Here is a 25,137-nt window from a genome sequence, read left to right on the forward strand (position 1 = left end):
CGTGATGAATGATCGGCCGCGCAGCGCGCGGATGCACTCGTCGACGGAAAGGACACGTGGGGGCAGGATGACCGTTCTCGACTCCATACTCGACGGCGTGCGTGCGGATGTCGCGGCCAGGGAGTCCGCCCTTGACCTCGCGGCGGTGAAGAAGCTGGCGCGGCAGGCCCCGGATCCCCTTGATGCGGCCGCTGCGCTGCGCGAGCCCGGCATTGCCGTGATCGCCGAGGTCAAGCGCGCGAGCCCGTCCAAGGGCGCGCTCGCGAACATCCCGGACCCCGCCGTTCTCGCCCACGAGTACGAGCTCGGCGGTGCTCGCGTGATCAGTGTCCTTACCGAGGCGCGACGCTTCCAGGGCTCCCTGGCCGATCTCGACGCGGTCCGCGCGGCGGTGCGCATCCCGGTGCTGCGCAAGGACTTCATCGTCGGCCCCTACCAGATCCATGAGGCGCGGGCCCACGGCGCGGATGTCATCCTGCTGATCGTTGCCGCGCTCGAGCAGGACGTGCTCATGGCGCTGCTCGACCGGACCGAGTCCCTCGGGATGACCGCGCTCGTCGAGGTCCATACCGAGGAGGAGGCGGACCGGGCGCTCGAGGCCGGGGCCAGCGTGATCGGCGTTAACGCCCGGGACCTGAAGACCCTCGAGGTGGATCGGGATTGCTTCGCGCGCATCGCGCCCGGCCTGCCGAGCAACGTCATCAAGATCGCGGAGTCCGGGGTCCGGGGGCCAGCGGACCTGCTGGCCTACGCAGGAGCTGGCGCGGACGCGGTCCTGGTCGGGGAGGGGCTGGTCACCAGCGGCGATCCGCGGGCAGCCGTGTCCGATCTTGTCACCGCGGGCGCGCATCCCTCCTGCCCGAAGCCAGCGCGCAAGGGATGACCCGGCGCGCGACAGGGCCGGCCACCGACATGGGAACAGGAAGTAGCGAAGTGGGGCAGACTGGCGGCATGACGCCGTTCGAACCTGTGGATCTCAAGGCAGCCGCGCAGCCAGGCGGGCAGCACATGCCCCGGGCCAGCGCCGGGCTCACCGAGCGCAGTCCGTCCGACCCCGATGCGGGCGGGCATTTCGGCGCGTTCGGCGGCAGGTTCGTGCCCGAGGCGCTGATGGCGGTGATCGAGGAGACCACCGCGGAGTACGAGAAGGCCCGCGCCGACGATGGCTTCCTCGCCGAGCTTGATCGCCTGCACCGCGACTATTCCGGACGGCCCTCCCCGCTGTACGAGGCGAAGCGCCTCAGCGAGCATGCCGGGGGCGCGCGCATCTTCCTCAAGCGCGAGGATCTCAACCACACTGGCTCGCACAAGATCAACAATGTGCTCGGGCAGGCCCTGCTCGCCCAGCGCATGGGCAAGACCCGCGTCATCGCCGAGACCGGTGCCGGGCAGCATGGCGTGGCCACCGCCACCGCGTGCGCCCTCCTCGGCCTGGATTGCGTGATCTACATGGGCAAGGTCGATACCGACCGGCAGGCCCTCAACGTGGCACGAATGCGACTGCTCGGCGCGGAGGTCGTCGCTGTCGAGACAGGCTCGAGGACTCTCAAGGACGCCATCAACGAGGCCCTGCGGGACTGGGTCGCCCATGCTGACGACACCTATTACTGCTTCGGCACCGTGGCCGGCCCACACCCCTTCCCGCTGATGGTGCGCGATTTCCAGCGCATCATCGGGCTCGAGGCCCGCGTCCAGATCCAGGCGCTCGCGGGACGGCTGCCCGACGCCGCGGTCGCCTGCGTCGGGGGCGGCTCCAACGCCATCGGGCTGTTCCACGCCTTCATCGGCGACCCCGGGGTCCGGCTGGTGGGTATCGAGGCGGGCGGCGACGGCGTCGAGACCGGGCGCCACGCGGCCACGATCGGCGGCGGCACCCCCGGTGCCCTGCATGGCGCGTTCTCCTACTTGCTCCAGGACGACGACGGCCAGACCATCGAATCGCACTCGATCTCCGCAGGACTCGACTATCCCGGCGTAGGCCCGGAGCATTCCTACCTCAACGATATCGGTCGCGCGGAGTACCGCTCGGCCACCGACACCGAGGCGATGGACGCGTTCGCGCTGCTAAGCCGCACCGAGGGCATCATTCCCGCCATCGAGTCCGCCCACGCCATCGCGGGGGCCCTCGTGCTCGGCCGCGAGCTTGGCGAGAACGCGATCATCGTGGTGAACCTCGCGGGCCGCGGCGACAAGGACGTCGCCACCGCAGCGGACTGGTTCGGGCTCGCTCCGTCCAGCGACACCGAGTCCGAAAGGGAGATCGCGCAGTGACCGCACCCATCAGCCCAAGCGATCCATCGACCTCCCGCCTCGCGCCGATCTTCGCGCGCTGCAAGGCCGAGGGCCGCTCCGCCCTCGTCGGGTACCTCCCGGCCGGCTACCCCGACAAGGCGACCTCCCGCGACCTCTTCGCCGCGCTCGTCGAGGCAGGCTGCGACATCATCGAGGTCGGCGTCCCGTACTCCGCCCCCGTCATGGATGGCCCCACGATCCAGAACGCCGCCGGGACGGCCCGGCGCAATGGCTTCCGGGTCCGGGACGTGTTCGACTCGGTCGCGCACATCAAGGAGCTCGGTGGCAACGCCGTGGTCATGACCTACTGGAACCCAGTGCTCAAGTATGGCGTCGATGCGTTCGCCCGCGATCTCGCCGCCGCTGGCGGGCTCGGGCTCATCACCCCGGACCTGATCCCCGACGAGGCCCACGACTGGATCGACGCGTCGACCGCGCACGGCCTCGACCGCATCTTCCTCGTCGCCCCGTCCTCCACGGAGGAGCGCCTCGCCACCACGCTCGACCAGTGCCGCGGCTTCGTCTACGCCGCATCGACCATGGGCGTGACCGGCGCCCGCGATGCTGTCTCCCACTCCGCTCCTGACCTCGTCGCCCGCATCCGCCAGCACAGCGACATCCCCATCGGAATCGGGCTCGGCGTGCGCGACCGCGCCCAGGCCGCCGAGATCGCCCGCTATGCCGATGCGGTCATCGTGGGATCCGCGCTGGTCAGCGCCGCCGAGGACAGCATCGACGCGGTGTCGGCGCTCACTCGCGAGCTAGCAGCCGGAGTACGCGAGCCGCACGCTTCCGCTACCGTGTGAAGTGGTCCACCTGCGCGGGGAGACGAGTGCTCCCTGCGGCGTCCCATGCCTAGCCAATCGAGGGGAAAGCTGTGAACCAGGGCTCTCCAGCCGCTACAACGGTTGATCTGCTCGCGTACATCCCGAGCCCGCCGCAGGGCGTGTGGTACGTCGGTCCGTTCGCGCTGCGCGCCTACGCGCTGTTCATCATCGTCGGCATCATCGTCGCGATCACCTGGGGCGACCGGCGCTGGCAGGCACGCGGCGGGGAACCCGGAACCGTGCTCGATATCTCGCTGTGGGCGATCCCGTTCGGCTTCGTCGGTGGCCGCGCCTACCATGTGCTCACCGACTGGCAGAAGTACTTCGGGGAGGGCGCCAACGCGATCGATGCGCTGAAGGTCTGGCAGGGCGGCCTCGGCATCTGGGGCGCCGTGGCCTTCGGCGCCCTCGGCGCGTGGATCGGCTGCCGGGTCAAGAAGGTTCCGCTGCCGGCGTTCGGTGACGCCGTCGCGCCGGGCATCCTGCTCGCGCAGGGCATCGGTCGACTCGGCAACTACTTCAACCAGGAGCTCTACGGCCGCAGCACCGACGTGCCGTGGGGCCTGGAGATCTACACCCGGCTCGACGCGGCAGGGCGCATCGACAACCTCAACGGCATCTCCACCGGCCAGCTCGTGGACGTCGTGCATCCCACGTTCCTCTACGAGCTGCTCTGGAACGTCTTCTTCGTCGTGGTGCTCGTGCTGATCGACCGCAGGTTCCGCATCGGCCACGGCCGGCTGTTCGCGCTCTACGTCGCGGGCTACAGCTTCGGCAGGTTCTGGGTGGAACTGTTGCGGGCCGACCCGGCCAACGAGTTCTTCGGCATCCGGATCAACTCGTACACCTCCGCCATCGTCTTCACCGGCGCGCTCATCTACGTGCTGCTCGCCCGCAAGGGCCGGGAGGACCCCGCCACGCTCCAGCCCGGCGGCACGCACGCCGACGCGGGCCCGGACGCGGAGGCACCCGCGGGCAGCAACGCCACGGTCACCGCGGGCGAGCCGGTCGCTGATGCGGACGACGACACGAGCTCGCGCGATCCAGGCCATCGCGATAGCGGCGCGGATCCCCGCTGAGCGTGGATCCGCGATAGCGAGGTAGCCCCATGGCAAGCCAGTCCAAGGCGCGTCCGGCCCCTCACGCCGGGCCGCACCATCCTGGCTGCGGCCATGGGGCACGCCCGCGCAACCGGCTGCATGCGGTCGCGCTCGCCGCGCTCCTCGGCGGGGGCTGCCTCTACCTCTGGGCGTTCAGCCCGCACGACAGCTCCTCGGTATACCCGATCTGCCCGACCAAGCTGGTGACCGGCCTCGACTGCCCGGGGTGCGGCGCGCTGCGCATGGGACACGACCTGCTCCGGGGCGATCTCATCGCCGCGGCCCACGACAACGCGTTCCTCCTCGCGCTTGCCCCGGTGCTCCTCGGCTACGGCGGCTGGCTCGCCTGGCAGCGCTCGCGAGGCCGTGCTCGGCGAGTGCCGTGGCGCGCCATCATCGTGATCACGGCGCTGGCGATCATCTGGGGGATCGTCCGCAACATCCCCGGCTTCCCGCTCGTGCCTGGCTCGTAGCGCCAGACCAGTGGGTGCTGCCACGCTGGTCGCGGCCGCGGGGCCCGAGAATTCCTTGCCCGTTCATTCCGTGCGATGCAGACACTCCCAACCCAGGCGACTATGTTGGTGACTGTGAAACGTCGAGCGAAGATCGTGTGCACCCTGGGGCCAGCTACCGGCACCGAGTCGAAGGTGAAGCAGCTCATCGACAGCGGCATGAACGTCGCCCGCCTCAACATGAGCCATGGCGACCACGCCACCCATGAGCAGAACTACCAGCATGTCCGTGCCGCCGCCGAGGCAGCGGGTCGCAATGTGGGAATCCTCGCTGACCTGCAGGGCCCCAAGATCCGCCTCGGCCGGTTCGAGGGCGATGGCGCCACGCACTGGGCGAGCGGCGAGGAAGTCCGCATCAGCGTCGAGGACTGCGCCGGCACCCACGACCGCGTATCGACCACCTACAAGGGCCTCGCCGAGGATGCGCGCGCGGGCGACCGGCTGCTCATCGACGATGGCAAGGTCGGCCTCGTGGTCACCGCGATCGACGGCCCGGACGTGGTGTGCCGCGTGGTCGAGGGCGGGCCCGTCAGCAACAACAAGGGCATCTCGTTGCCCGGCATGAATGTCTCGGTGCCCGCGCTGTCGGAGAAGGACGTCGAGGACCTCGAGTTCGCGCTTCGCCTCGGTGTGGACCTGATCGCGCTGTCGTTCGTGCGATCGCCGTCCGACATCGAGCTCGTCCACGACGTCATGGATCGGGTGGGCCGCCGAGTCCCGGTCATCGCGAAGCTCGAGAAGCCCGAGGCCATCGCCAACCTCGAAGCGATCGTCCTGGCATTCGATGCCATCATGGTCGCCCGTGGTGACCTGGGCGTCGAGATGCCGCTCGAGCAGGTGCCGGTCGTGCAGAAACGCGTCATCCAGGTCGCCCGGGAGAACGCCAAGCCCGTGATCGTCGCGACGCAGATGCTCGAATCGATGATCACCAATGCCCGCCCCACCCGGGCGGAGGCGTCCGACGTGGCCAATGCCGTGCTTGACGGCGCGGATGCAGTCATGCTGTCGGGCGAGACGTCGGTGGGCCAGTACGCGCTCGAGGCCGTGCGCACCATGGCGCGGATCATCACCGCCGTCGAGGCCGAGTCAACCGTCGTGCCACCCCTGACGCATGTGCCGCGCACCAAGCGGGGGGTGCTCTCCTACGCGGCGCGCGACATAGGCGAGCGGCTCGAGGCGAAGGCGCTCGTGGCCTTCACCCAGTCCGGCGACACGGTGCGGCGGCTCGCGCGGCTGCACACCTCGCTGCCGCTGGTGGCGCTCACCCCTGTTCCCGCGGTGCGCAACCAGTTGTCCCTGACGTGGGGCACCGACACATTCACCGTGCCGTACGTGGAGAGCACCGATGAGATGATCCGCCAGGTCGATGAGGCATTGCTGGCCATCGGTGGGTATGAGCGCGGCGACCGTGTCGTGATCGTGGCCGGGGCCCCGCCCGGAACCGTGGGATCGACCAACCTCATCCAGGTGCATCGCATCGGCGAGGACGACCACTAGCACGCGGTCGTGGGCCACCGCTGGAACCCAACGCCCGCTAGTGGAAACTTTTCCTCCCCTGGGCGGGAAAAGTTTCCACTAGCGCGCGGCAAGGGTCCCGGCGCGGCAAGGGTCCCGGCGCGCGGTAGGTTTCGCCATCGCCGCAACGCCGTGGCACCATTCCTGAATGATCCGCCGCATTCCGGATGCACGATCAGTGCTGCCACCGACCGAGTGGCCCATGGTCGGCGCCGCCTTCGTCTACATCATTGCCTACACGGTCTCGGTGCTGCGGCCGGAGCCTGGGGTGCGGGCGGCCACTGAGCTGATCATGGTGGCCGTGTGGGTGGTCTTCGCGATCGACTACCTCGTGCGCCTCGTCGCGGCGAAGCGCAAGCTGCGATGGTTCCTGACCCACCCGCTGGAGCTCGCGATCGTGGCGCTGCCAATGCTGCGGCCGCTGCGCCTGCTCCGCGTTGTCATCGTGGTGCAGAAGCTGCATGCCTCGGTCGGCCGCACCTTGCACGGGCGGGTCGGGCTGTATGCCGCCACGTCGGCGGCATTGCTGATCTACATGGCCTCGCTCGCGGTGCTCGATGCCGAGCGCGCCGCGGAGGGCACGCAGATCACCAACTTCGGCGATGCCGTCTGGTGGTCGATCGTGACGGTGACGACCGTGGGCTATGGCGACATCGTGCTCGTGACCACGGTGGGCCGGATCATCGCGGTGCTGCTGATGTTCGGCGGAATCAGCATCATCGGTGTCATCACGGGCCTCATCGCGTCGGCGATCGTCAATCGGGTATCCGAGAACGATGAGACCGAGAAAGCGGCGACGCGCGCTCAGGTGACCGCTGTGGACGAGCGCATCGGTCAGCTCGAGGAGCGCATCTCGGAGCTCACGGCAGCGCTCGCCGAGCAGGGACGCGGGCCGGATGGGCGCTAGGCCCAGTCGGGCTGGGCGCGAGCTGGCTCGCAGCAAGAAGTGCCCTCGGTGAGACTCGAACTCACACTGTACGGGTTTTGAATCCGTTGCCTCTGCCAATTGGGCTACGAGGGCGGGCCGCGTGCATCGGTGGCGCCGTGGGGCGCGTGGCCGAGCGGTGCGCGGACAACAGTGCATGCTACCCGAACGTGGCTGCTCGTTGCACATCTCGCGATCGGGCGTGGTGGCGCGCGGCGATGATCGCGCGGAGGCCGTTGGCGGCGGTAGGCTCTTGCTGCGGAGCGAATACAATACAACGCGGTCGATGATGTCTTCGGCGGCAGGTGAGGGGAACGGGTGTCGATGAAGGACTCCGAGGCGATGCAGGATCAGTCCGGCGGCACTGGCGCGCCAGCGGGCGACGGGGCATCGGATGTCGCGGGTGCGATCGCGTCGGAGGCACAGGACGCGGCCGGGGAGCATGATGCCCGATCGGCGTGGCCGGTCCGGCGCGTGCTCGTGGCCGAGGACGAGACCTTGATCCGGCTCGATCTCACCGAGATGCTCCGCGAGGAGGGCTACGACGTCGTGGGCGAGGCTGGCGACGGGCAGCGCGCGGTGGAGCTCGCCGAGGAGCTCACGCCGGAGCTGGTGATCATGGACGTCAAGATGCCGGTGCGCGATGGCATCGACGCGGCGTCGGAGATCGCGGCGAAGCGCATTTCCCCGGTGGTGATCCTCACGGCGTTCAGCCAGCGCGAGCTCGTGGAGCGGGCGCGGGACGCGGGCGCGATGGCATACCTGGTTAAGCCGTTCTCGCAGGGCGACCTCGTCCCGGCGATCGAGCTGGCGACGAGCCGGTTCGCCGAGCTGAAGGCCCTGGAGCGGGAGGTCGGTGAGCTCACCGATCGACTGGAGACGCGCAAGCTCATCGACCGGGCCAAGGGCGCGCTGATGAAGGCGCATGGCATGACCGAGCCGGAGGCGTTCCGCTGGATCCAGCGGGCGGCCATGGATCGTCGTACGACGATGAAGGTTGTCGCGCAGGTCGTCATCGATACGCTTTCCATGAAGCCCAAGTCTGGAAAGTAGAATTCTGCATTACTGTGGAAACTTTTTGTTTCCACTATTGCGGGATGGTGACATGCGGCGAGTCGGCCGAGGGATTGGTCGCAATTGCCGCTATGTTCCTCACAAGGACGCCCGGGATCCGTTCGCGCGAGAGCGAGCGCCTGCACCTGGGCCCGACCTTTTGAGGAGAACTCCCTATGGCGAAACCACACTGGATCCGCCTCGCAGCCATCGCGGGCGCCACCTCGCTGCTGCTCACCGCATGCGGCGGCTCCGACGATGGGGCCGACGAGGTACAGCTCGCTGATACCGATTGCGATCCGCCCCAGGCCCAAGCGACCGGCAACCCGTCCACCGAGCCACTGAAGTTCGGTGGCCTGCTGCCGCAGACCGGCGACCTCGCGTTCCTCGGGCCCCCGGAGATCGCGGGATCCGAGCTTGCCGTGCAGGAGATCAACGACGCCGGTGGAGTCCTCGGCAACCCGGTCACCATCAACCAGGGCGACTCGGGCGATACCACCACCAACATCGCCAACCAGACCGTTGATCGGCTGCTCGCCGATGGCGTCCAGGTGATCGTTGGCGCGGCATCCTCCGGGGTGTCGCTCAGCGTGATCGACAAGGTCGTCGACGCCGGAGTCCTGATGTTCTCCCCGGCCAACACCTCCGATCAGTTCGTGTGCTACCCGGACAAGGGCCTGTACTTCCGCACGGCTCCAACGGATGTGCTGCAGGCCCAGGCGCTGGTGCAGCTCATTGCCAACGATGGCGTGCAGCGAGTGTCCGTGCTTGCTCGCAACGATCCCTACGGCGCGGGCCTCGGCCGCAACACCGAGCGGTTCCTCCAGGATGCCGGCATCGCGGAGGACCAGATCCAGGTCATCATCTACGACCCGAACGCCCAGTCGTTCAACGCTGAGCTTGATGAGATCGCCCAGTTCGACCCCGACGGCATCGCCGTGATCGGGTTCGACGAGAGCAAGCGCATCATCACCCGCATGTCCGAGATCGGCATCGGCCCGCAGGACAAGAACGTCTACGGCACCGATGGCAACATGGGCAACGCGCTCGGCGAGGGCATGGACGCTGGCATCCTCGAGGGGATGAAGGGAACGGCCCCGCAGTCGCCGATGAGCAGTGACTTCGAGCAGCGGGTCCGTGCGGCGGGCGCCGCATCCGGGCTGAACCTGGCCGATCTCCAGTACTCCGCCGAGGCCTACGACGCGGTGATCATCTCCGCGCTCGCCGCCGAGGCCGCGGGCTCCACCAACGGCCCCGACATCGCCTCCGAGGTCAACGGCATCACCAGCGGTGGCGAGGCCTGTGCCTCGTTCGCCGAGTGCCGCGACCTGATCGCCGCCGGCGAGGATGTCGACTACAACGGTGTCACCGGTGACCTCGAGTTCGCCCCCGCTGGCGAGCCTGGCGTCGGTTCGTACGGTGTGCTCGAGTTCGGTCCCGCCAACGCTCTGCTCCCCGTCGAGGACTACATCGTCGTCGGTGACTGACCTGGCAGGTCTTGATTGACGCTAGCGGGGTGGCGCTCCACGGGAGTGCCACCCCGCTCCCGTTTGTCGAGGGGCCGGGGCGTGTCTTGAGCCGCGGCGTGTCTTGAGCCGCGGCGGGGCCGTTAGCGCCCTCGGCCGACCCTCCCGTTGCCCCTCGGGCCGCAAAAGCACGGGAAAACGCCAAACGCGATAGAAGCAGCACGGGATTCGAAGCAGCTTCTATCGCGTTTGCGGCCAGCGGCGGGAACCCCCGGCCAGCGGCGGGAACCTCGGCCACCCCCGGCCAGCGGCGCCGGCGTTACCCGCTAGCCGCGTGCCTCGTTGCGGCCAGCGAGCGTGCCAAGGTACAGCTCGATCACCTTCGGATCATGCAGCAGGTTCGAACCGGTATCGGTATAGGCGTTGCGCCCCTGGTCGAGGACGTAGCCGCGGTCGCAGATCTGCAGGCAGCGGCGGGCGTTCTGCTCCACCATGATGATCGAGACCCCGGAGGCGTTGATCTTCTTGCAGCGCACGAAGACCTCGTCCTGGAACATTGGCGACAGCCCCGCTGACGGCTCGTCGAGCAGCAGGACGCTGGGATCCATCATGAGGGCCCGCCCCATGGCAACCATCTGCCGCTCGCCGCCGGAGAGGGCGCCAGCCTTGGTGGTCCTGCGTTGCCGCAGCATCGGAAACAGCTCCGTGACGCTGGCGAAGCGCTCGGCGAACAGGCGTGGCCGCAGGTAGATGCCCATCTGGAGGTTTTCCTCGATGGTCAGGGTGGGGAACACGTTGTTGGTCTGGGGCACATAGCCGACACCGAGGGTGACGAGCGTGTGCGCCTGTGCCGCGGTGATGCTGGCGCCCCGCAGGGTGACCGTGCCCCCGCGGACAGGGATCAGTCCGAACAGCGACTTCAGCAAGGTGGATTTCCCGGCGCCGTTGGGTCCGATGATGCCGACGATCTCGCCCTCGCTCAGGTAGAAGTTGCAGCGGTCGAGGATGTTGACGCCAGGCAGGTAGCCGGCGGTGAGGTCGTCGGCGCGCAGCAGGGCGCCTTCAGCGAGGCGGGCGTGCTCGGCCGGGGTGGCGGCGAGCTGGGCGGGGGAGAGGTCCCCGGAGGAGGATCCGGTGCCCGTGCTCATCAGCTGGTTCCCCTCTCGGGCTCGGGGGCGTCGGAGATGCTCTGGCCCTTGCGGACCCGGTGCGCGAGCTCGGATTCCATTTCCTCGACCATCCGCGCGGTCTCGCCGACGGGGTCGCCCTGCTCGTCGAACTCGAGCGGCTTGTCGTGATGGCTGCCGAGGTAGGCATCGACGACCGCGGAGTTGCTGGAGAGCTCGCTCGGTGGCCCTTCGGCGATGATCTCGCCCTGCGCCATGACGACCACCCAATCGGAGACATCGCGGATGACGTCCATGTCGTGCTCGACGAACACGACGGTGGTGCCATCGTCCCGGAGGGACTTGATGTGCCCGAGGAGGCTCTGGGTGAGCGCGGGGTTCACGCCGGCCATGGGCTCGTCGAGCATCACGACCTTCGGGTTGGTCATCAATGCTCGTGCCATCTCGAGGAGCTTGCGCTGCCCGCCCGAGAGCGAGCCCGCCATGTCGATGGCCTTCGTGTCGAGCTTGAACCGCGCGAGCATGGCATGGGCGCGCTCGGTGATCTCGGCTTCCTGCGCGCGCCAGGACCAGGGCATCAGGGCGCCGATCATGCGTTCCCCGGTCTGTCCGGTAGCGCCGAGGCGCACGTTGTCGAGCACGGTGAGGCGGGAGAGCGCCTTGGTGAGCTGGAAGGTGCGCACCATGCCGCTGCGCGCCACGCGGTAGGCGGGCTTGGAGGAGATGGTCGTGCCGTCGAGCGACCAGGTGCCGCTGTTGGCGCGGTCGAAGCCGGTGAGCAGGTTGAACAGGGGGGTCTTGCCTGCCCCGTTCGGCCCGATCAGCCCGGTGCTGGTGCCGCGCTGGATCTCGAGGTGCTCGACGTTGACCGCTTGCACGCCGCCGAAGGACCGGGTTACGTGATCAGCGGTGATGATCGGGTCGGGCTTGGTGCTGCCGGGCACGCGCTCCACCCCGGCGAACGGGTCAATGGTGGTGTCAGGCATTGAGCTGCACCTCCTCCTTGCGTCCGAGGATGCCCTGGGGGCGGTAGATGATCAGGACCGCGAGCAGGATGCCGACGAGCATGATCTGCACGGCGCCGACCTGCTGCGTGGAGATGGGCAGCACGGAGTCGGGGCCGGTGGCGAGCTGGCGGAGCACGTTGTCGATGAGGGAGAAGACGAACCAGAACACCATCGCGCCGACGACTGGCCCGAGCACGGTCGCGGCCCCGCCGAGGATCATGGCGGTCCAGGCGAAGAACGTTTGCTGGGTGGAGAAGAAGTCGGGGTTCAGTGCCTGCGTCATGGCGATGAAGATGCCGGCGAGGCCGCCGAAGAAGCCACCGAGGACGAGCGCTTGCATGCGGTACATGAAGACGTTCTTGCCGAGCGCCCGGGCGGCGTCCTCGTCCTCGCGCACCGCCTTGAGCGCGCGCCCCCAGGGGCTGCGCACCAGCAGCCACACCACGACGAGCAGCACGGCGATCAGGGCCCATCCGACGGTCATCGACCACAAGGTGGAGCCGAGGAACTTCACCCCGAGGATGGTGTACTCGCGGCCCGCGTCGTAGGGGTTGACCGATTGGAACGCGAAGTTCTGCCCCTGGATGCCGCGCGTGCCGCGGGTGATGTCATCGGATGCGGTGGAGCGGGCGGCGAGCCGCAGGATCTCCGACGCGGCGATGGTGACGATGGCGAGGTAGTCGGCTCGTAGCCGCAGTGTGGGCACCCCGAGCAGGAGCGCGAGCACCACGGAGGCGCTCATGCCCACGAGCAGGCCGATCCACATCGGCTGGTCGTAGACCACCACGGTGATGCCCACGCCGTAGGCGCTGACGAGCGCGAAGCCGATCTGCCCGAAGTTCAGCAGGCCGGTGTAGCCGAAGTGGATGTTCAGCCCGATCGCGAGGAGGGCGAAGAAGATCGCTTGCGGGCCGACGAACTGGGCGAGCGCATTGCTCAGCACCACGCCGGTGTCGATTCCGAGGATGTCCATCGATGCCTCACCCCACCCTTGTCCGGGATCCGAGGATGCCTTGCGGGCGCAGCACGAGCACGAGGATCAGCACCAGCAGGCCTCCTGTGTACTTGAGGTCGGGATTGATGATGAGCGTGGACCACTGCACGAGCAGCCCCAGCAGGACGCAGCCGAGGAGCGCGCCGTAGGCGGTGCCAAGCCCGCCGAGGATGATGCCGGCGAACATCAGCAGCAGCAGCTTGAAGCCCATCTCGAACTGCACGGTGCCATTGAGCTCCGAGACGGCGAACAGCACGCCACCGAGCGCGGCCAGGCCACCACCGAGGGCCCAGACGAACGCGATGACCCGCTCGACGTTGATGCCGGACGAGGCCGCGAGGTCCCGGTTGTCCGCGACCGCGCGCATGGCCTTGCCGATGCGGGTCATCTTGAACATCAGCGCGACCGCCACGAGGACCGCCAGGCTGATCACCATGGTGCCGAGGTTGACCGGGGTGATCGCGACCGGGCCGAACTCGAGCTGTCGCTGCGCCTGGTAGGTGGTGAACGCCTGTGACCGGTCGGAGAAGAACAGCAGGATCGCCGCTCGCAGGGCGAGCGCGAGGCCGATGGACACCACGAGCTGCGCGACGAGGCTCGCGCCGCGGCGCCGCAGTGGCCGCCAGATCACCGAGTTATTGAGCAGGCCGACGATGATGCCGACGATGATCGCGATGATCGTGGCGATGCCGAGGTTCGCGGCGAGGCTCAGGTTCGCCCCCCATGAGGTGCCGTCGCCGAAGCGGAACACCTCGCCGAGCAGCAGGTTGGCGACCCACGCGGCCACCGCGCCGATGGTGACGAGCTCGCCGTGGGCGAAGTTCGTCAGCCCCGTGGTGCCGAAGATCAAGCTCAGGCCCACGGCGGTGATCGCGATGACCAGGCCGAATCGCAGTCCCTCGATCGTTAGGCGCAGCAGCTTCTCGCCCATCGAGATGTTCAGGCCGCTACGGATGTCGCCGAAGGTGTAGATGACGGAGGCGACGCGATCCGCGCGGACGGTGGCGGTGCGCTCGCTGGTCTGCACGAGCACGTCGGGTGGAAGGGATGCCTCGACGAGGGTGATGGTGTAAGTGCCGGGGGCGAGCGTCATCGACCAGCGGCCCCGCTCGTCGGAGGTAGCCTCGGCGGACTCGGCGCCGGTCTCGTCGGTGGCGGTGAGCGTTGCCCCGGCCACGGGGTTCCCCGCGTTGATCAGGGTGCCCTGCACGGTGCCGGTGGCGGCGGGAGGATCGTCGGACGGATCCTGGGCGTGGGCGAATCCACTCGCGAGGAGCGCCGACAGCAGCGCGAGCAGCAGCGTTGCGAGCGCGGCTCCCCCGAGTGAAGCGCCCCGCCGGCCAGCAGTGTGTGTCACGTGTCCTCCTCCCGGTCGCGCGAGCGCGGGGCCGGGGCCGGTCGGAATCGCGTCGTTCCGCGAATTGTCCGTTTCATCTTCTCAACTGTGGAACCATACGTCGGTTTGGTTTCGCTTGCGCATGTCGGCGTGTTGCGCCAGTGTTTCGGCGGTGCCGGGAAATCAACGACACGTCGATGCTGCCGAGTGTCAGGGCGCATCCCTAGACTGTGTCGCGTGAGTTCCCCCGCAGCGAAGAAGCCCGCCTCGTCCACCACCGTGCCTCCAGAGGGCGGCGGTCGCCCGCGCCTGCTGCTGCTCGACGGTCATTCGTTGGCGTACCGGGCCTTCTTCGCGCTGCCGGCGGACAAGTTCCAGACCTCGAGCGGGCAGACCACCAACGCGGTGTATGGCTTCACCTCGATGGTGATCAACCTGATGCGCGATGAGCGCCCTACGCATGTGGCGGCCGCTTTCGATGTGTCGCGGCAGACGTTCCGCAGCGAGAAGTTCCCCGAGTACAAGGCGAACCGGGCGAAGACCCCTGACGAGTTCAAGGGGCAGGTGGAGATCACCAAGGACGTGCTCACCGCGATGGGCATCCCGGTGATGGCAGAGGCCGGCTTCGAGGCCGACGACATCATCGCCACGCTGGCGACCACCGCCGCGGGGGAGGGGTTCGAGGTGCTCGTGTGCACCGGTGACCGAGACTCCCTGCAACTCGTCACCGACGACGTGACGGTCCTGTACCCGAAGCGGGGCGTCTCCGACCTCACTCGCTATACCCCGGAGGCGGTGGAGGAGAAGTACGGCCTCACGCCGCAGCAGTATCCGGACTTCGCCGCGCTGCGCGGGGATCCGAGCGACAACCTCCCTGGCATCCCGGGCGTGGGGGAGAAGACCGCCGCGAAGTGGATCCGCGAGTACGGAACGCTCGATGGCCTCGTCGAGAACGTCGACAAGGTGCGGGGCAAGGTCGGCGATGCGCTGCGGGAGAACCTGTCCGCGGTGCTGCTCAACCGGGACCTCACCGAGATGGTGCGCGACATGGCGCTGCCGTACCAGCCCGGGGATCTCGAGCTGCGGCCTTGGGACAGGGAACGCATCCATGGGCTCTTCGACGAGCTGGAGTTCCGGGTGCTGCGCGACCGCCTGTTCGATTCGCTCTCCTCGACCGAGCCCGAGGCGGAGAGCGGGTTCGATATCCATGGCGCCGTCCTCGAGCCCGGCACGGTCCGTGACTGGCTGGCCACCCACGCCACCGCCGGTGACCGGCATGGCGTGGAGGTGCTCAGCGTGCACCGCGTGCACGATGCCGACGCCACCGCGATCGCTCTGGCAGCGGCGGACGGCACCGGCGCCTACCTCGCCACCGAGCAGCTCGCGTCCGACGATGAGGCCGCCCTCGGGGAGTGGTTCGCGAGCGCGGACCACCTCAAGGCCGTGCATGACGTCAAGTGGGCGATCCATGCGCTGCGCGGTCGCGGCTGGACGCTCGCGGGGGTGGGCAGCGATACCGCGCTGGCGGCTTATCTCGTGCGGCCGGGGCAGCGCACGTTCAAGCTCGACGATCTCTCGCTGCGCTACCTCGGGCGCGAGCTGCGCATCGACGAGGACGAGACCGAGCAGCTGTCCTTGCTCGACGATGCCGACGATACCGACGAGAAGCAGGCCCGCGCGGCGATGCTGCGGGCCCGCGCGGTGGCGGACCTCGCCGAGGCGCTCGACGCCGAGCTCGAGAGCATCGAGTCCCGCTCCCTGCTCACCGAGATGGAGCTGCCGCTCGCGTTCGTGCTTGCCCATCTCGAGGCAGCAGGCATCGCGGTCGATACTGGCATGCTCGAGGACCTGCGCAAGGAGTTCGCTGGTCACGTCCATGAGGCCGCCGAGGCCGCCTACGGGGAGATCGGCAAGCAGATCAACCTCGGCTCGCCCAAGCAGCTACAGGTCGTGCTCTTCGAGGAGCTCGACATGCCCAAGACCAAGCGCACCAAGACCGGCTACACCACGGACGCCGAGGCGCTCGTGGGGCTCTACGAGAAGACGCAGCACCCGTTCCTGCAGCATTTGCTCGCTCACCGCGACGCGACCAAGCTGAAGACCACCGTCGAGGGGCTGCTCAAGACCATCGCCGACGACGGCCGCATCCACACCACGTTCAACCAGACGATCGCTGCCACCGGGCGCCTCTCCTCGACCGAGCCGAACCTGCAGAACATCCCGATCCGCACCGACGCGGGCCGCCGCATCCGCGAGGCCTTCGTGGTCGGCCACTCGGGCGAGACCACCTATGACACGCTGCTCACCGCGGACTACTCGCAGATCGAGATGCGCATCATGGCGCACCTATCGGGCGATGACGGGCTCATCGGAGCGTTCAACGCCGGCGAGGACCTCCACAGCTTCGTCGGCTCGCAGGCGTTCGGCGTGCCCATCGATGAGGTCACCCCCGAGCTGCGGCGGCGCGTCAAGGCCATGTCCTACGGCCTGGTGTACGGGCTGTCCGCCTACGGCCTTGCGCAGCAGCTCAAGATCTCCAACGAGGAGGCCAAGTCGCAGATGGAGGCCTACTTCGCGCGGTTCGGCGCGGTCCGTGACTACCTGCACGAGGTCGTCGAGCAGGCCCGCAAGGATGGCTACACCTCGACAGTGTTTGGTCGCCGCCGCTACCTGCCCGATCTGAACAGCGACAACCGGCAGCGCCGCGAGGTCGCCGAGCGTGCCGCCCTCAACGCGCCCATCCAGGGCAGCGCCGCCGACATCATCAAGGTCGCGATGCTGCGCGTGCACAAGGCGCTCGCCGGGGAGGGGCTCCGCTCGCGAATGCTGCTGCAGGTGCATGACGAGCTAGTTCTCGAAGTGCGTAGCGATGAGCGGGAAACCGTGGAACAGTTGGTCCGTACGGAGATGGAAGGTGCATACACGTTGTCCGTGCCGCTCGATGTATCGATGGGCGCCGGAACATCGTGGGAGAGCGCGGGTCACTGATATGAGCGAGACATGGGACGTAGTAGTCATCGGCGGCGGCATGGCGGGCGCGTCCATTGCCTATGAGCTCGCCAGCGAGTCCCGTGTGCTGCTGCTCGAGGGCGAACCGATGCTTGCCGCTCACTCGACGGGGCGATCCGCCGCGATGTACCTGCCCTCCTACGGCGGAGAGGTGGTGCGCGCGCTTACTGTGGCCAGTGGTCCCATTTTCGACTCGCTCGCCGAGCAGTGGGGGGACACGCACCCGCTGACCCCGCGCGAGCGGTTGTGGACCGCCTTCGACGAGGAGAGCGATGCCGCATTGACATCGATGCTCGCTGCGCAGGAAGGCAGCGTCGAGAAGCTCGATGCCCCCGCGGCGCTAGAGAAGTCATCGCTGCTCAAGCCGGAGACGCTGCGCTGGTGCGTGCTCGACGGTGGCGGCCAGGACATCGACGTGCTCGCCGTCCACCAGATGTATGTGCGGGGATTCAAGTCGCGCGGCGGGACCACCCGCACCGGAGCACGCGTCACCGGCCTCGAGCGATCCGGCTCGGCCTGGCGCATCACCACCGGGAGCGAGACCCACGAGGCCGGCCTTGTCATCGACGCCGCCGGAGCCTGGGCCGATGCGATCGCGACCATGGCCGGCGCGCGCCCGCTCGGGCTGGTGCCCAAGCGCCGCACGCTGTTCCTCAGCCCCGCGAGCGTGCCGGTCGACCCGCACGGCCCCACCATCGGTGACCCCGCCGAGCGCTGGTACTTCAAGCCCGAGGGCGACGGCATCCTCGCCTCGCCCGCCGACGCCGACCCCGTGGAGGCTGGTGACGCCAAGCCATCCGAGCTGAACATCGCCCGCGCCATGGAGGAGATCAACGAGGCCACTACCCTCGGCCTGCGTACGGTGCGCCGCTCCTGGGGCGGGCTGCGCACTTTCGCGCCCGACGGTGCACCGGTGGCCGGGCTGGTACCGGATGTCCCCGGCTTCGGCTTCCTCGCCGGGCAGGGCGGCTACGGCATCCAGATGGCGCCCGCGCTCGCGGTCGCCGCCGCAGCGGTACTGACGGGCAGCGAGATCCCGGAGACCATTCCTGTCAGCGCCGAGGACCTGGGCCCGCAACGCTTGTGGGCCGCCTAGCCCCCGGGGCCCGGCGCCACCAGCGCGTGAGCGGCATCCCTGGGCGCTGCGAACATGCGGCGGTACTCCAGCGGCGTGACCTGCCGCAATCGAAGGAAATGGGCGCGCAGCGATGCTGCGGACGAGAATCCCACCAGCGATGCGATCCGCTCGATCGGCTGTGTCGATGACTCCAGCAGGTGCTGCGCGGCGAGCACGCGCTGATCGGTCAACCACCGATGCGGGGGCACGCCCGTCTCGTCGACGAAGCGCCTCGCGAACGTGCGCGGGGACAGGCGCGCCCGCTGGGCCAGCGCCGCCACCGAATGATCCTCCGCGAGGTGCGCGCGCATCCACTCCCGCACCGCCGACAGGGAATCGCCCGATCCCGCGGGCAGCGGCTGGTTGACGAACTGGGCCTGCCCGCCCTCGCGATGCGGCGGCACCACCATGCGGCGCGCGATCCCGTTGGCCACGCGTGGACCATCGAGCTGGCGGACCAGGTGCAGGCACAGATCGATCGAGGCAGCGGTTCCGGCACTCGTGAACACCGGCGGATCCTCGACGTACAGCACGGACGGGTCGACGCGGGCGCGCGGGAACCTGCGCTGCAACTCGGCAGCGTGCCGCCAATGCGTGGTGCAGCGGCGCTCGTCGAGAAGTCCCGCCGCGCCGAGGATGAACGCTCCGGTGCAGAGCGAGGCGACCGGGATGCCGCGGCGCGCGGCCCGGCGCAGCGCCTCCAGTGCCGGGCCGAGACCGCCGGGCTCCTCGCTCACGCTGGTCGAGCCATCAGGGTGGAGCCCGTTGCCGCCGGCGTTGACAATGATGAGCCCGGCGCGGTCGAGGACGTCGAGATCATGCGCGGCGGGAATGCTGTATCCATAGCGGGTGGATACGGGCCCAGGCTCAGCTGCCACGAGATCGAGGCGGTAGAGCGGCAGCCCGTCATCGCGGCGGTCGACGCCGAACACCTCGCAGGCGACGCCGAGCTCGAAGGTCTCGGTCTGTGCGGGCAGGAGCACGGCAATGCGAAGCACCATTCCATCAGTGTGGCAGGAATTCGCCGCGGAATGGCATTCCCGCCACTGTCGCGCTGGGGCTCACCGGAGCAGGGTGGGAGGCATGACAGTGCTTGTGGCGTTCGCTGGAGTCCTGGTCCTTCTCAACCTGCTCGCCCTCGCCGGGATCGGGGCGGATACCCACCAGGAGATTCTCCCGCACGGCTCCCTCAACTGGTGGGGCCGCTGACGGCGGGGCCGCTGGTCCCATCGGTTCCGGCGATCAGCCAATCCCGGTGCTCCTCGCCATCCCAGCGCCGCGCCGCGACGATGTGGCCATGCAGGTCGTGGCGCCGCGCCACCGTGCCGATCGCGGTGGCGCAATCCGCGATGGGAACCCGCTTGGCGAGCGTGGCGTGCGGGGTCCATTCGCCCGGCGCCGTATGCCGCGGCTGGCCGGGGCAATCCCGCATCGCCGACCACACCGCGCGATGTGCTTCGACGAGCTCCGGCGACACTGTGATCGCGCGCGCGATCACGACCCGCCCCGTGCCGAACACGAGCAGGCCGCCCAGCGTCACCGGGATCGGCAGCGTCGCCAGCGCCCGCGCGAGGGCCTTGTCGATGCGCGGATAGATCTCGCTCGCGACACCGATAGTGATATGGGGCCGATGGTGGGGACGCAGCGCGCGTATCCCCGTCGAGGAGAGGGCTTCCCAGTCCGCGCGGACCGCGGCATCGAGGCCGGGATCCAGCAGCAGCTCGACCGATTGCACCATCAGCCCATTATCGCGCGAGGGGCTTCCGCCGCGCGCGCCGCCCGGTTGCTCGTTGCCGTCCGCGATGCGCGAGGATGGACCCATGGGTGAAATCGAGCTCGGGGTCCTGCACGGAGACGGGATCGGCGCGGAGATCGTGCCCGCCACCGTGGCGGTCGTGGACGCAGCGCTGGCCGCGGCGGGCGCCTCCCCGATCCGCTGGCGCGAGCTGCCGTATGGCCGCGCGGCGATCGACACGCATGGCGATTCGCTTCCCGCCGAGACCGTTGATGCGCTGGCCAGCATGGCGGGCTGGATCCTTGGCCCGCACGACAATGCCGCCTACCCTGCCGAGCACCGCGCCCGCACCGCCCCGGGCGGGCGCATCCGCAAGCAATTCGGCCTCTACGCGAACATCCGGCCCGCCGCGGCGCTGCCGGGCATCCACGCGCTGCGCCCGGACCTCGATGTGGTGATAGTCCGCGAGAACACCGAGGGCTTCTATGCGGATCGCAACATGGCTGTCGGCTCGGGCGAGTTCAAGCCCACCGTCGATGTGGCGCTCGCGGTCGGGGTATTCACCCGGCCAGCGTGCGAGCGCATCGCCCGCGTCGCCTGCGAGCTCGCCGCGACCCGGCGCAAGCGGCTGACCATCGTGCACAAGGCGAACGTCCTGCCGCTCGCGATGGGAATGTTCCTCGAGGCCTGCCACGCGGTGGCGCGCGAGTACCCGGGCCTCCACGTCGACGACGAGCACGTCGATGCCATGGCCGCGCACCTGGTGCGCGGCGGGGACTTCGATGTCATCGTCACCGAGAACATGCTCGGCGATATCCTGTCCGACCTCGCCGGGGAGCTTTCCGGCTCGCTGGGCCTCGCGGCCTCGCTCAACTCCTCCGACACCCAGGCGATGGCGCAGGCAGCGCACGGTGCCGCGCCCGATATCGCGGGGCGCAACCGCGCGAATCCCACCGCGTTGTTCCTCTCCGCGGCCTTGCTGCTCGAGTGGCTGGCCCGGCAGCGCGCGGACCGGCGCCTGCACGACGCCGCGCGCCGCATCCGCCACGCCATCTCCGGCACCCTTGGCAGTGGTGTCGCCACCGCTGACCTCGGCGGTCTGGCATCGACGAACGAGTTCACCGAGCTGGTGCTGGCCCGGGTCGGGCGCCGGGGCTGAGCCTGGCGGCGCTGGCTCCTGGCGAGCTCGGCGCCGCGGCCAAGGCGGCTCCGGATGCGCCACGGGGAGGCAGGATCACTGCCTCCCCGGTGACTGCCCGCCGACGGCGGGTCTACCTGCTAAGAGTTTCGCTACTGCGAGTTCTCCTGCGGCGGGTTCTCCTGCTGCGCGGCGATCTGCTCGCGGACCTCGTCCATGTCAAGGTCCTTGACCTGCGTGATCAGGCTCTCGAGCGCGTCGGGCGGAAGGGCTCCGGGCTGCGCGAACACGAGGATTCCCTCGCGGAAGGCCATCACCGTCGGGATCGACTGGATGCCCGCGGCGGCGGCGAGCTGCTGCTCGGCCTCGGTGTCGACCTTGGCGTGCACCACATCGGGGTGCTTCTCCGACGACGCCTCGAACGTCGGGGCGAAGGACTTGCAGGGACCGCACCATTCGGCCCAGAAGTCCACCAGGACCACGTCGTTGTCGGTGATCGTGGTTTCAAAATCGGTGTGGGTAAGGGCCTGAGTCGCCACTGGCTATTCCTAACGTTGATCGTTGCCGGGGTGGTGACCCGGCTCGGTCTACACTACGTAACGAGATCGCGCCGCGAAATGTTCCAACCGCGCCCGTCCGCTACGGTCGTGCGCATGGAACCCGTACCGACGCCCCCCGTGGTGCCCGTCGAGCTCAGCGACGGCGCTGTGTCGGTCACGGGCTTCCTCCACGAGTGCGCTGGCCCGCGCGCGGCGCTCGCGCTATCCCACGGCGCGGGCAGCGACGCCACGAGCCCGCTGCTCGTCGAGCTCGCCAGCCAGCTAGCGAGCCAGGGCGTCCTGGTCCTGCGTTTCACCCTTCCGTTCCGGGTCCGGCGACCGTCCGGGCCGCCGCACCGCGCGCATTCGGGCCTCGATCGCGCGGGCATCGCGCTCGCGGCGAGCATGTTGCGCGAGCGCACCAGCGCGCCCGTGTTCCTCGGTGGCCATTCCTACGGAGGCCGGCAGTCGAGCATGCTCTGCGCCGAACAGCCCGATCTCGCGGACGGCCTGCTTCTGCTCTCGTATCCCTTCCATCCACCAGGCAAGCCGGATCGGATGCGCACCGAGCATTTCCCAGCCATCACCCGGCCGACGGTGTTCGTGCACGGTGATCGCGATCCGTTCAGCACCGTCGACGAGGCCACCACCGCGCTGCGCGAGGTCACCGCGCCCGTCCGGCTCGTCGTGATCGAGGGAGGACGGCACGACCTCGGCGGCGCGCGCAGGCCCGCGATGACCGCGACGATCGTCGCTGCGGCGAGGGAGCTACTGGTTGCCGATGCGTGAGGGCCGCCGCTCGGTGATTCTCGGCTGCGCCCTGGCGATCATCGCCACGGCGCTGCTGCTGCGCGGCTGGGTGCTGCACGAGGGCTACTTCTATTGGGACGATTTCATCCTCGCGAGCCGCGCCGCCCGCGAAGCGCCCTGGTCGGCCGAGCTTCTCCTGGCCAGCCACGATGGCCACGTGATGCCGCTGGCATTCCTGGTGACATGGATCGTGACCGCCGCTAGCCCGCTCGGGTGGGGGCTAGCAGCGGCCTCGGTGCTGGTGCTGCAGGCGCTCGCGCTCGCCGCAGTGCTGCGCATGCTCATCATCCTGGTCGGATGGCGGCCCATTCTGCTCGTGCCGCTCGCATGGTTCGCGCTCGGGCCGTTGACGCTGCCGGCGATGGCATGGTGGTCCGCAGCGCTCAATGCGCTCCCGCTGCAGGCCGCGATGGCCTGGGTGGTTGGCGACGCGGTCCTCTACGCGCGCACGGGCCACCGGCGATGGCTGGCGAGCAGCGTGGTGGTCCTGCTGGTGGGCCTCGGCTTCTTCGAGAAGGCCATCGTGGTGCCGGCGGTCGCGCTCGCGGCGCTGCTGCTGTGGTCACGGGCGACGGGCGCCGGGCCGGGGGCGCTGCGCCGTACCTGGCCGATGTGGCTCGCGCAGGGGCTAGTGCTAGTGGCCTGGCTGCCGTTCTACTACCTGGCGGGCGCGCGCGATGCCTCCTGGGACGGCCTGGCGAGCTATCCGAGGTTCCTCGCGCGCGCGATCACTGACGGCGTGGTGCCTGCTCTTGTCGGCGGACCGTGGCGATGGGAACGGTGGCAGCCCTCGACGCCGTGGGCGGACCCGCCGGTCGTGCTTGTGGTGGTCGCTGTCGCGGCGGTGGCCGGGGGCGTTGTTCTCGCGGCGCGGCGCAGGCAGTCCTCGTTGCTTGTCCTGGGATCAGCAGGACTGTACGTCGCGGCCACGCTGGTGCCGGTCGCGGCCGTGCGGGGCGGCAGCGGCACGGCCATCGAGATCGTCCTGTCACTGCGCTACCTCGCTGATTCCGCCGTGGTCATTGCTATCGCGATGGCCCTGGTGCTCGTGGCCCCCCGCCGGGTGGCCCATCGCGCGCGGCCGACGCTGGTGGTTCCGGTGTCGCTGGCAGTGGCGGGCGCGGTGTTCCTCGCTGGCAGCGCATGGACCACGATCGCGTTCTCGCGGACCTGGTCCGATTCCCCCGCGCGTGCATACATGGAGGGCATCCGGGCGAGCACTGGCGAGGGCACCGTGGAGATCCTCGAGCAGGAGGTGCCGTGGGCGGTGCTCGGGCCGGTTGCCTACCCCAACAATCTCGCGAGCGGGTTCCTCGCCCCGCTCGATGACCGCATCGTCGTCACGGACTCGGTGACGGACCTGCGGATGCTCACCGACCAGGGCGCCGTCGTGCCTGCCGAGGTGTGGTGGAACCGCCGCATCCTGCCCGGTCCCGTCCCGGATTGCGGGCATCGGATCACCGACAGCGCCCCGCGGCGGGTGCCGCTCGATGGTGCCATGGTCGAGCATGGGTGGACCGTCCAGCTCAACTACTTCGCCTCGGGCGCGGGCAGCGCCACGATCCGGTTCGACGGCGAGCCCGGCCGCGAGGTGGTGTTTCCCGTCGAGCCCGGGCTCGATACCGTGCACGTCCGCGTCGTGGGGAGCGGGGGCACGCTCCTGCTCCGCACGCTCGAGCCCGGTCTCGAGATGTGCGTGGGCACCGGGCCGGTGGGCGTGGCCGTGCATTCGGGGGAGTAGAGGCCGATATCAGGCCGCGGGCTTGCGCGCGCGGAAGATCGCGGTCCCGGGGAAGTGCCAGCCCCGCAGCGGGCTCCACTGGCCCCATTCCCGATCGAGCCATTCCGGCCACTCGGGCTCGATCACGTCCTCGAGCACGAGTCCTGCGGCGACGATCTCGCGAACACGATCGCCCATTGTCCGGTGGTGCTCGACGTAGGCCGGGATCCCGTTGCGGTCCACCTCCACGTAGGGGCTGCGGTCGAAGTACGAGGACACCACGGTCAGGCCGCGGGGGCCGGGATCGTCGGGGAACATCCAGCGCATCGGATGGTTGATCGAGAACACCCAGGGCGCGCCGGGCCGGAGGACGCGCGCCACCTCCCGCATGACACGAGCGGAATCAGCAACGAAGGGCACTCCACCGAACGCGGAGCAGGCCGCGTCGAAGCTGCTGCTCACGAACGGAAGCCGCTCCGCGGAGGCTTGTACCAGGGGTACCTGTGGCCCGCCGCGTGCCATGACGTCACGCGCGCGGTCCAGCATGCCCGCGGAGATGTCGAGCCCGATCGCGGTGGCGCCATTGCTCGCCAGCCACCGCGAGCATGGCGCGGAGCCGCACCCGATCTCGAGGACGCGCTTGCCCCTGATGTCGCCGAGCAGGCGCACGTCGCCCTCATGCAGGGCCTCGGGGCACCAGATGAACTCGCCGGCAGGGGAGTCCACGCCGAGGAAGTCCGCGTGCTCGTCGTGGTACGCGGCAGAATCATGATCCCACCACGCACGGTTGGCCGCGTCGCTCTCGGGCGAGGTCACGCGACGCAGGGACACGGTCGTGTGCTCGGGGTCGGGCGCGTGCCCGGGCGTCTGGGGGCTCATGCTTCCTGCCGCTGGTTGATGGGGGAAAGCACATAG

General features: G+C 69.1%; 23 protein-coding genes and 1 tRNA gene. 15 read left to right on the top strand and 9 right to left on the bottom strand.

Annotated features, from left to right (window positions below; translation table 11 throughout):
- Window positions 1-67: 67 nt before the first annotated feature.
- From trpC to HT102_RS07505, 7 genes are all read left to right on the top strand, one after another.
- Window positions 68-883 carry an indole-3-glycerol phosphate synthase TrpC gene (gene trpC / locus HT102_RS07475; protein WP_192038761.1) on the top strand — a complete coding sequence of 272 codons (816 nt, stop codon included), beginning with the start codon at window positions 68-70 and terminating at the stop codon, window positions 881-883.
- Between the two features lie 125 nt (window positions 884-1,008).
- On the top strand, window positions 1,009-2,271 hold the full coding sequence (trpB, locus tag HT102_RS07480) for a tryptophan synthase subunit beta (protein WP_225443399.1): 1,263 nt from the start codon (window positions 1,009-1,011) through the stop codon (window positions 2,269-2,271).
- Complete coding sequence (gene trpA, locus HT102_RS07485; protein WP_333473332.1) at window positions 2,268-3,098, top strand: tryptophan synthase subunit alpha; 831 nt, start codon at window positions 2,268-2,270, stop codon at window positions 3,096-3,098. The genes trpB and trpA overlap by 4 nt, the downstream gene beginning before the upstream one ends.
- 71 nt (window positions 3,099-3,169) lie before the next feature.
- On the top strand, window positions 3,170-4,198 hold the full coding sequence (gene lgt / locus HT102_RS07490) for a prolipoprotein diacylglyceryl transferase (protein WP_192038763.1): 1,029 nt from the start codon (window positions 3,170-3,172) through the stop codon (window positions 4,196-4,198).
- A gap of 29 nt (window positions 4,199-4,227) precedes the next feature.
- Entirely contained in the window at window positions 4,228-4,692 is a 465-nt protein-coding gene (locus tag HT102_RS07495; RefSeq protein WP_192038764.1) for a DUF2752 domain-containing protein, read from the top strand.
- A gap of 114 nt (window positions 4,693-4,806) precedes the next feature.
- Window positions 4,807-6,228, top strand: coding sequence for a pyruvate kinase (gene pyk / locus HT102_RS07500; protein WP_192038765.1), 1,422 nt, complete (start codon window positions 4,807-4,809; stop codon window positions 6,226-6,228).
- A 166-nt stretch (window positions 6,229-6,394) separates the two neighbouring features.
- A complete protein-coding gene (locus HT102_RS07505) occupies window positions 6,395-7,153 on the top strand; it encodes a potassium channel family protein (protein ID WP_192038766.1) in 759 nt (252 codons plus the stop codon).
- A gap of 40 nt (window positions 7,154-7,193) precedes the next feature.
- Here the strand turns inward: HT102_RS07505 and HT102_RS07510 are convergent.
- Window positions 7,194-7,267, bottom strand: a tRNA-Leu gene (locus HT102_RS07510).
- A gap of 228 nt (window positions 7,268-7,495) precedes the next feature.
- Here HT102_RS07510 and HT102_RS07515 point away from each other — a divergent pair.
- A complete protein-coding gene (locus tag HT102_RS07515) occupies window positions 7,496-8,224 on the top strand; it encodes an ANTAR domain-containing response regulator (protein WP_225443341.1) in 729 nt (242 codons plus the stop codon).
- A 176-nt stretch (window positions 8,225-8,400) separates the two neighbouring features.
- Window positions 8,401-9,711 carry an ABC transporter substrate-binding protein gene (locus tag HT102_RS07520; protein WP_192038767.1) on the top strand — a complete coding sequence of 437 codons (1,311 nt, stop codon included), beginning with the start codon at window positions 8,401-8,403 and terminating at the stop codon, window positions 9,709-9,711.
- Window positions 9,712-10,016: 305 nt separating this feature from the next.
- Here the strand turns inward: HT102_RS07520 and HT102_RS07525 are convergent, their stop codons facing one another.
- Genes HT102_RS07525 through HT102_RS07540 form a run of 4 tightly spaced genes read right to left on the bottom strand, consistent with a single transcriptional unit; the run spans window position 10,017 to window position 14,175 of the window.
- Window positions 10,017-10,838 carry an ABC transporter ATP-binding protein gene (locus tag HT102_RS07525; protein WP_192038768.1) on the bottom strand — a complete coding sequence of 274 codons (822 nt, stop codon included), beginning with the start codon at window positions 10,836-10,838 and terminating at the stop codon, window positions 10,017-10,019.
- The gene (locus HT102_RS07530) at window positions 10,838-11,803 is read right to left on the bottom strand and encodes an ABC transporter ATP-binding protein (RefSeq protein ID WP_192038769.1); all 966 of its coding nucleotides are present in this window, start codon (window positions 11,801-11,803) and stop codon (window positions 10,838-10,840) included. Before HT102_RS07530 ends, HT102_RS07525 begins: the two co-directional genes overlap by 1 nt.
- Window positions 11,796-12,797, bottom strand: coding sequence for a branched-chain amino acid ABC transporter permease (locus HT102_RS07535; protein ID WP_192038770.1), 1,002 nt, complete (start codon window positions 12,795-12,797; stop codon window positions 11,796-11,798). The genes HT102_RS07530 and HT102_RS07535 overlap by 8 nt, the downstream gene beginning before the upstream one ends.
- Before the next feature lie 7 nt (window positions 12,798-12,804).
- The gene (locus tag HT102_RS07540) at window positions 12,805-14,175 is read right to left on the bottom strand and encodes a branched-chain amino acid ABC transporter permease (protein ID WP_333473333.1); all 1,371 of its coding nucleotides are present in this window, start codon (window positions 14,173-14,175) and stop codon (window positions 12,805-12,807) included.
- A 216-nt stretch (window positions 14,176-14,391) separates the two neighbouring features.
- On the opposite strand from HT102_RS07540, the gene polA reads away from it, so the two are divergent.
- Together polA and HT102_RS07550 are read left to right on the top strand one after the other, a co-directional pair.
- Window positions 14,392-17,142 (top strand): DNA polymerase I, encoded by a 2,751-nt coding sequence (polA, locus tag HT102_RS07545; RefSeq protein ID WP_408611324.1) that lies wholly within the window; start codon window positions 14,392-14,394, stop codon window positions 17,140-17,142.
- Window position 17,143: 1 nt separating this feature from the next.
- Window positions 17,144-18,259, top strand: a complete 1,116-nt coding sequence (locus tag HT102_RS07550; protein ID WP_192038771.1) for an NAD(P)/FAD-dependent oxidoreductase — start codon at window positions 17,144-17,146, stop codon at window positions 18,257-18,259.
- On the opposite strand, the gene HT102_RS07555 is transcribed toward HT102_RS07550, so the two are convergent.
- Window positions 18,256-19,281, bottom strand: a complete 1,026-nt coding sequence (locus HT102_RS07555) for a GlxA family transcriptional regulator (protein WP_192038772.1) — start codon at window positions 19,279-19,281, stop codon at window positions 18,256-18,258. The two genes, HT102_RS07550 and HT102_RS07555, sit on opposite strands and share 4 nt — an antisense overlap.
- Before the next feature lie 82 nt (window positions 19,282-19,363).
- Here HT102_RS07555 and HT102_RS16155 point away from each other — a divergent pair, with 82 nt between their 5' ends.
- Window positions 19,364-19,489, top strand: a complete 126-nt coding sequence (locus HT102_RS16155; RefSeq protein WP_269902748.1) for a hypothetical protein — start codon at window positions 19,364-19,366, stop codon at window positions 19,487-19,489.
- Here HT102_RS16155 and HT102_RS07560 read toward each other — a convergent pair.
- Entirely contained in the window at window positions 19,470-20,102 is a 633-nt protein-coding gene (locus tag HT102_RS07560; protein WP_192038773.1) for a 2'-5' RNA ligase family protein, read from the bottom strand. The two genes, HT102_RS16155 and HT102_RS07560, sit on opposite strands and share 20 nt — an antisense overlap.
- Here HT102_RS07560 and HT102_RS07565 point away from each other — a divergent pair.
- Complete coding sequence (locus HT102_RS07565) at window positions 20,101-21,174, top strand: isocitrate/isopropylmalate dehydrogenase family protein (protein WP_192038774.1); 1,074 nt, start codon at window positions 20,101-20,103, stop codon at window positions 21,172-21,174. The two genes, HT102_RS07560 and HT102_RS07565, sit on opposite strands and share 2 nt — an antisense overlap.
- A gap of 131 nt (window positions 21,175-21,305) precedes the next feature.
- Here HT102_RS07565 and trxA read toward each other — a convergent pair whose 3' ends face one another.
- Entirely contained in the window at window positions 21,306-21,692 is a 387-nt protein-coding gene (gene trxA, locus HT102_RS07570; protein ID WP_192038775.1) for a thioredoxin, read from the bottom strand.
- 114 nt (window positions 21,693-21,806) lie between these two features.
- Between trxA and HT102_RS07575 the strand changes: the two genes are divergently transcribed.
- Window positions 21,807-22,481: an alpha/beta hydrolase family protein gene (locus HT102_RS07575; RefSeq protein WP_192038776.1), complete on the top strand. Its 675-nt coding sequence runs from the start codon at window positions 21,807-21,809 to the stop codon at window positions 22,479-22,481.
- Complete coding sequence (locus HT102_RS07580) at window positions 22,474-24,243, top strand: hypothetical protein (RefSeq protein ID WP_225443342.1); 1,770 nt, start codon at window positions 22,474-22,476, stop codon at window positions 24,241-24,243. The genes HT102_RS07575 and HT102_RS07580 overlap by 8 nt, the downstream gene beginning before the upstream one ends.
- Window positions 24,244-24,252: 9 nt before the next feature.
- On the opposite strand, the gene HT102_RS07585 is transcribed toward HT102_RS07580, so the two are convergent.
- A complete protein-coding gene (locus HT102_RS07585) occupies window positions 24,253-25,101 on the bottom strand; it encodes a class I SAM-dependent methyltransferase (RefSeq protein ID WP_192038777.1) in 849 nt (282 codons plus the stop codon).
- Window positions 25,102-25,137 lie beyond the last annotated feature (36 nt).

The organism is Lolliginicoccus lacisalsi (assembly GCF_014841105.1).
Classification (GTDB): Bacteria; Actinomycetota; Actinomycetes; order Mycobacteriales; family Mycobacteriaceae; genus Lolliginicoccus; species Lolliginicoccus lacisalsi.

Coding starts and splice junctions, on each gene's coding strand:
- HT102_RS07565 (WP_192038774.1), top strand. CDS start 20,101: ATGGGTGAAATCGAGCTCGGGGTCCTGCACGGAGACGGGATCGGCGCG.
- HT102_RS07555 (WP_192038772.1), bottom strand. CDS start 19,281: ATGGTGCTTCGCATTGCCGTGCTCCTGCCCGCACAGACCGAGACCTTC.
- HT102_RS07520 (WP_192038767.1), top strand. CDS start 8,401: ATGGCGAAACCACACTGGATCCGCCTCGCAGCCATCGCGGGCGCCACC.
- HT102_RS07580 (WP_225443342.1), top strand. CDS start 22,474: ATGCGTGAGGGCCGCCGCTCGGTGATTCTCGGCTGCGCCCTGGCGATC.
- HT102_RS07535 (WP_192038770.1), bottom strand. CDS start 12,797: ATGGACATCCTCGGAATCGACACCGGCGTGGTGCTGAGCAATGCGCTC.
- trpC (WP_192038761.1), top strand. CDS start 68: ATGACCGTTCTCGACTCCATACTCGACGGCGTGCGTGCGGATGTCGCG.
- HT102_RS07525 (WP_192038768.1), bottom strand. CDS start 10,838: ATGAGCACGGGCACCGGATCCTCCTCCGGGGACCTCTCCCCCGCCCAG.
- HT102_RS07515 (WP_225443341.1), top strand. CDS start 7,496: ATGAAGGACTCCGAGGCGATGCAGGATCAGTCCGGCGGCACTGGCGCG.
- HT102_RS07585 (WP_192038777.1), bottom strand. CDS start 25,101: ATGAGCCCCCAGACGCCCGGGCACGCGCCCGACCCCGAGCACACGACC.
- HT102_RS07575 (WP_192038776.1), top strand. CDS start 21,807: ATGGAACCCGTACCGACGCCCCCCGTGGTGCCCGTCGAGCTCAGCGAC.
- HT102_RS07495 (WP_192038764.1), top strand. CDS start 4,228: ATGGCAAGCCAGTCCAAGGCGCGTCCGGCCCCTCACGCCGGGCCGCAC.
- trpB (WP_225443399.1), top strand. CDS start 1,009: ATGCCCCGGGCCAGCGCCGGGCTCACCGAGCGCAGTCCGTCCGACCCC.
- HT102_RS07550 (WP_192038771.1), top strand. CDS start 17,144: ATGAGCGAGACATGGGACGTAGTAGTCATCGGCGGCGGCATGGCGGGC.
- HT102_RS16155 (WP_269902748.1), top strand. CDS start 19,364: ATGACAGTGCTTGTGGCGTTCGCTGGAGTCCTGGTCCTTCTCAACCTG.
- HT102_RS07505 (WP_192038766.1), top strand. CDS start 6,395: ATGATCCGCCGCATTCCGGATGCACGATCAGTGCTGCCACCGACCGAG.
- HT102_RS07530 (WP_192038769.1), bottom strand. CDS start 11,803: ATGCCTGACACCACCATTGACCCGTTCGCCGGGGTGGAGCGCGTGCCC.
- HT102_RS07560 (WP_192038773.1), bottom strand. CDS start 20,102: ATGGGTCCATCCTCGCGCATCGCGGACGGCAACGAGCAACCGGGCGGC.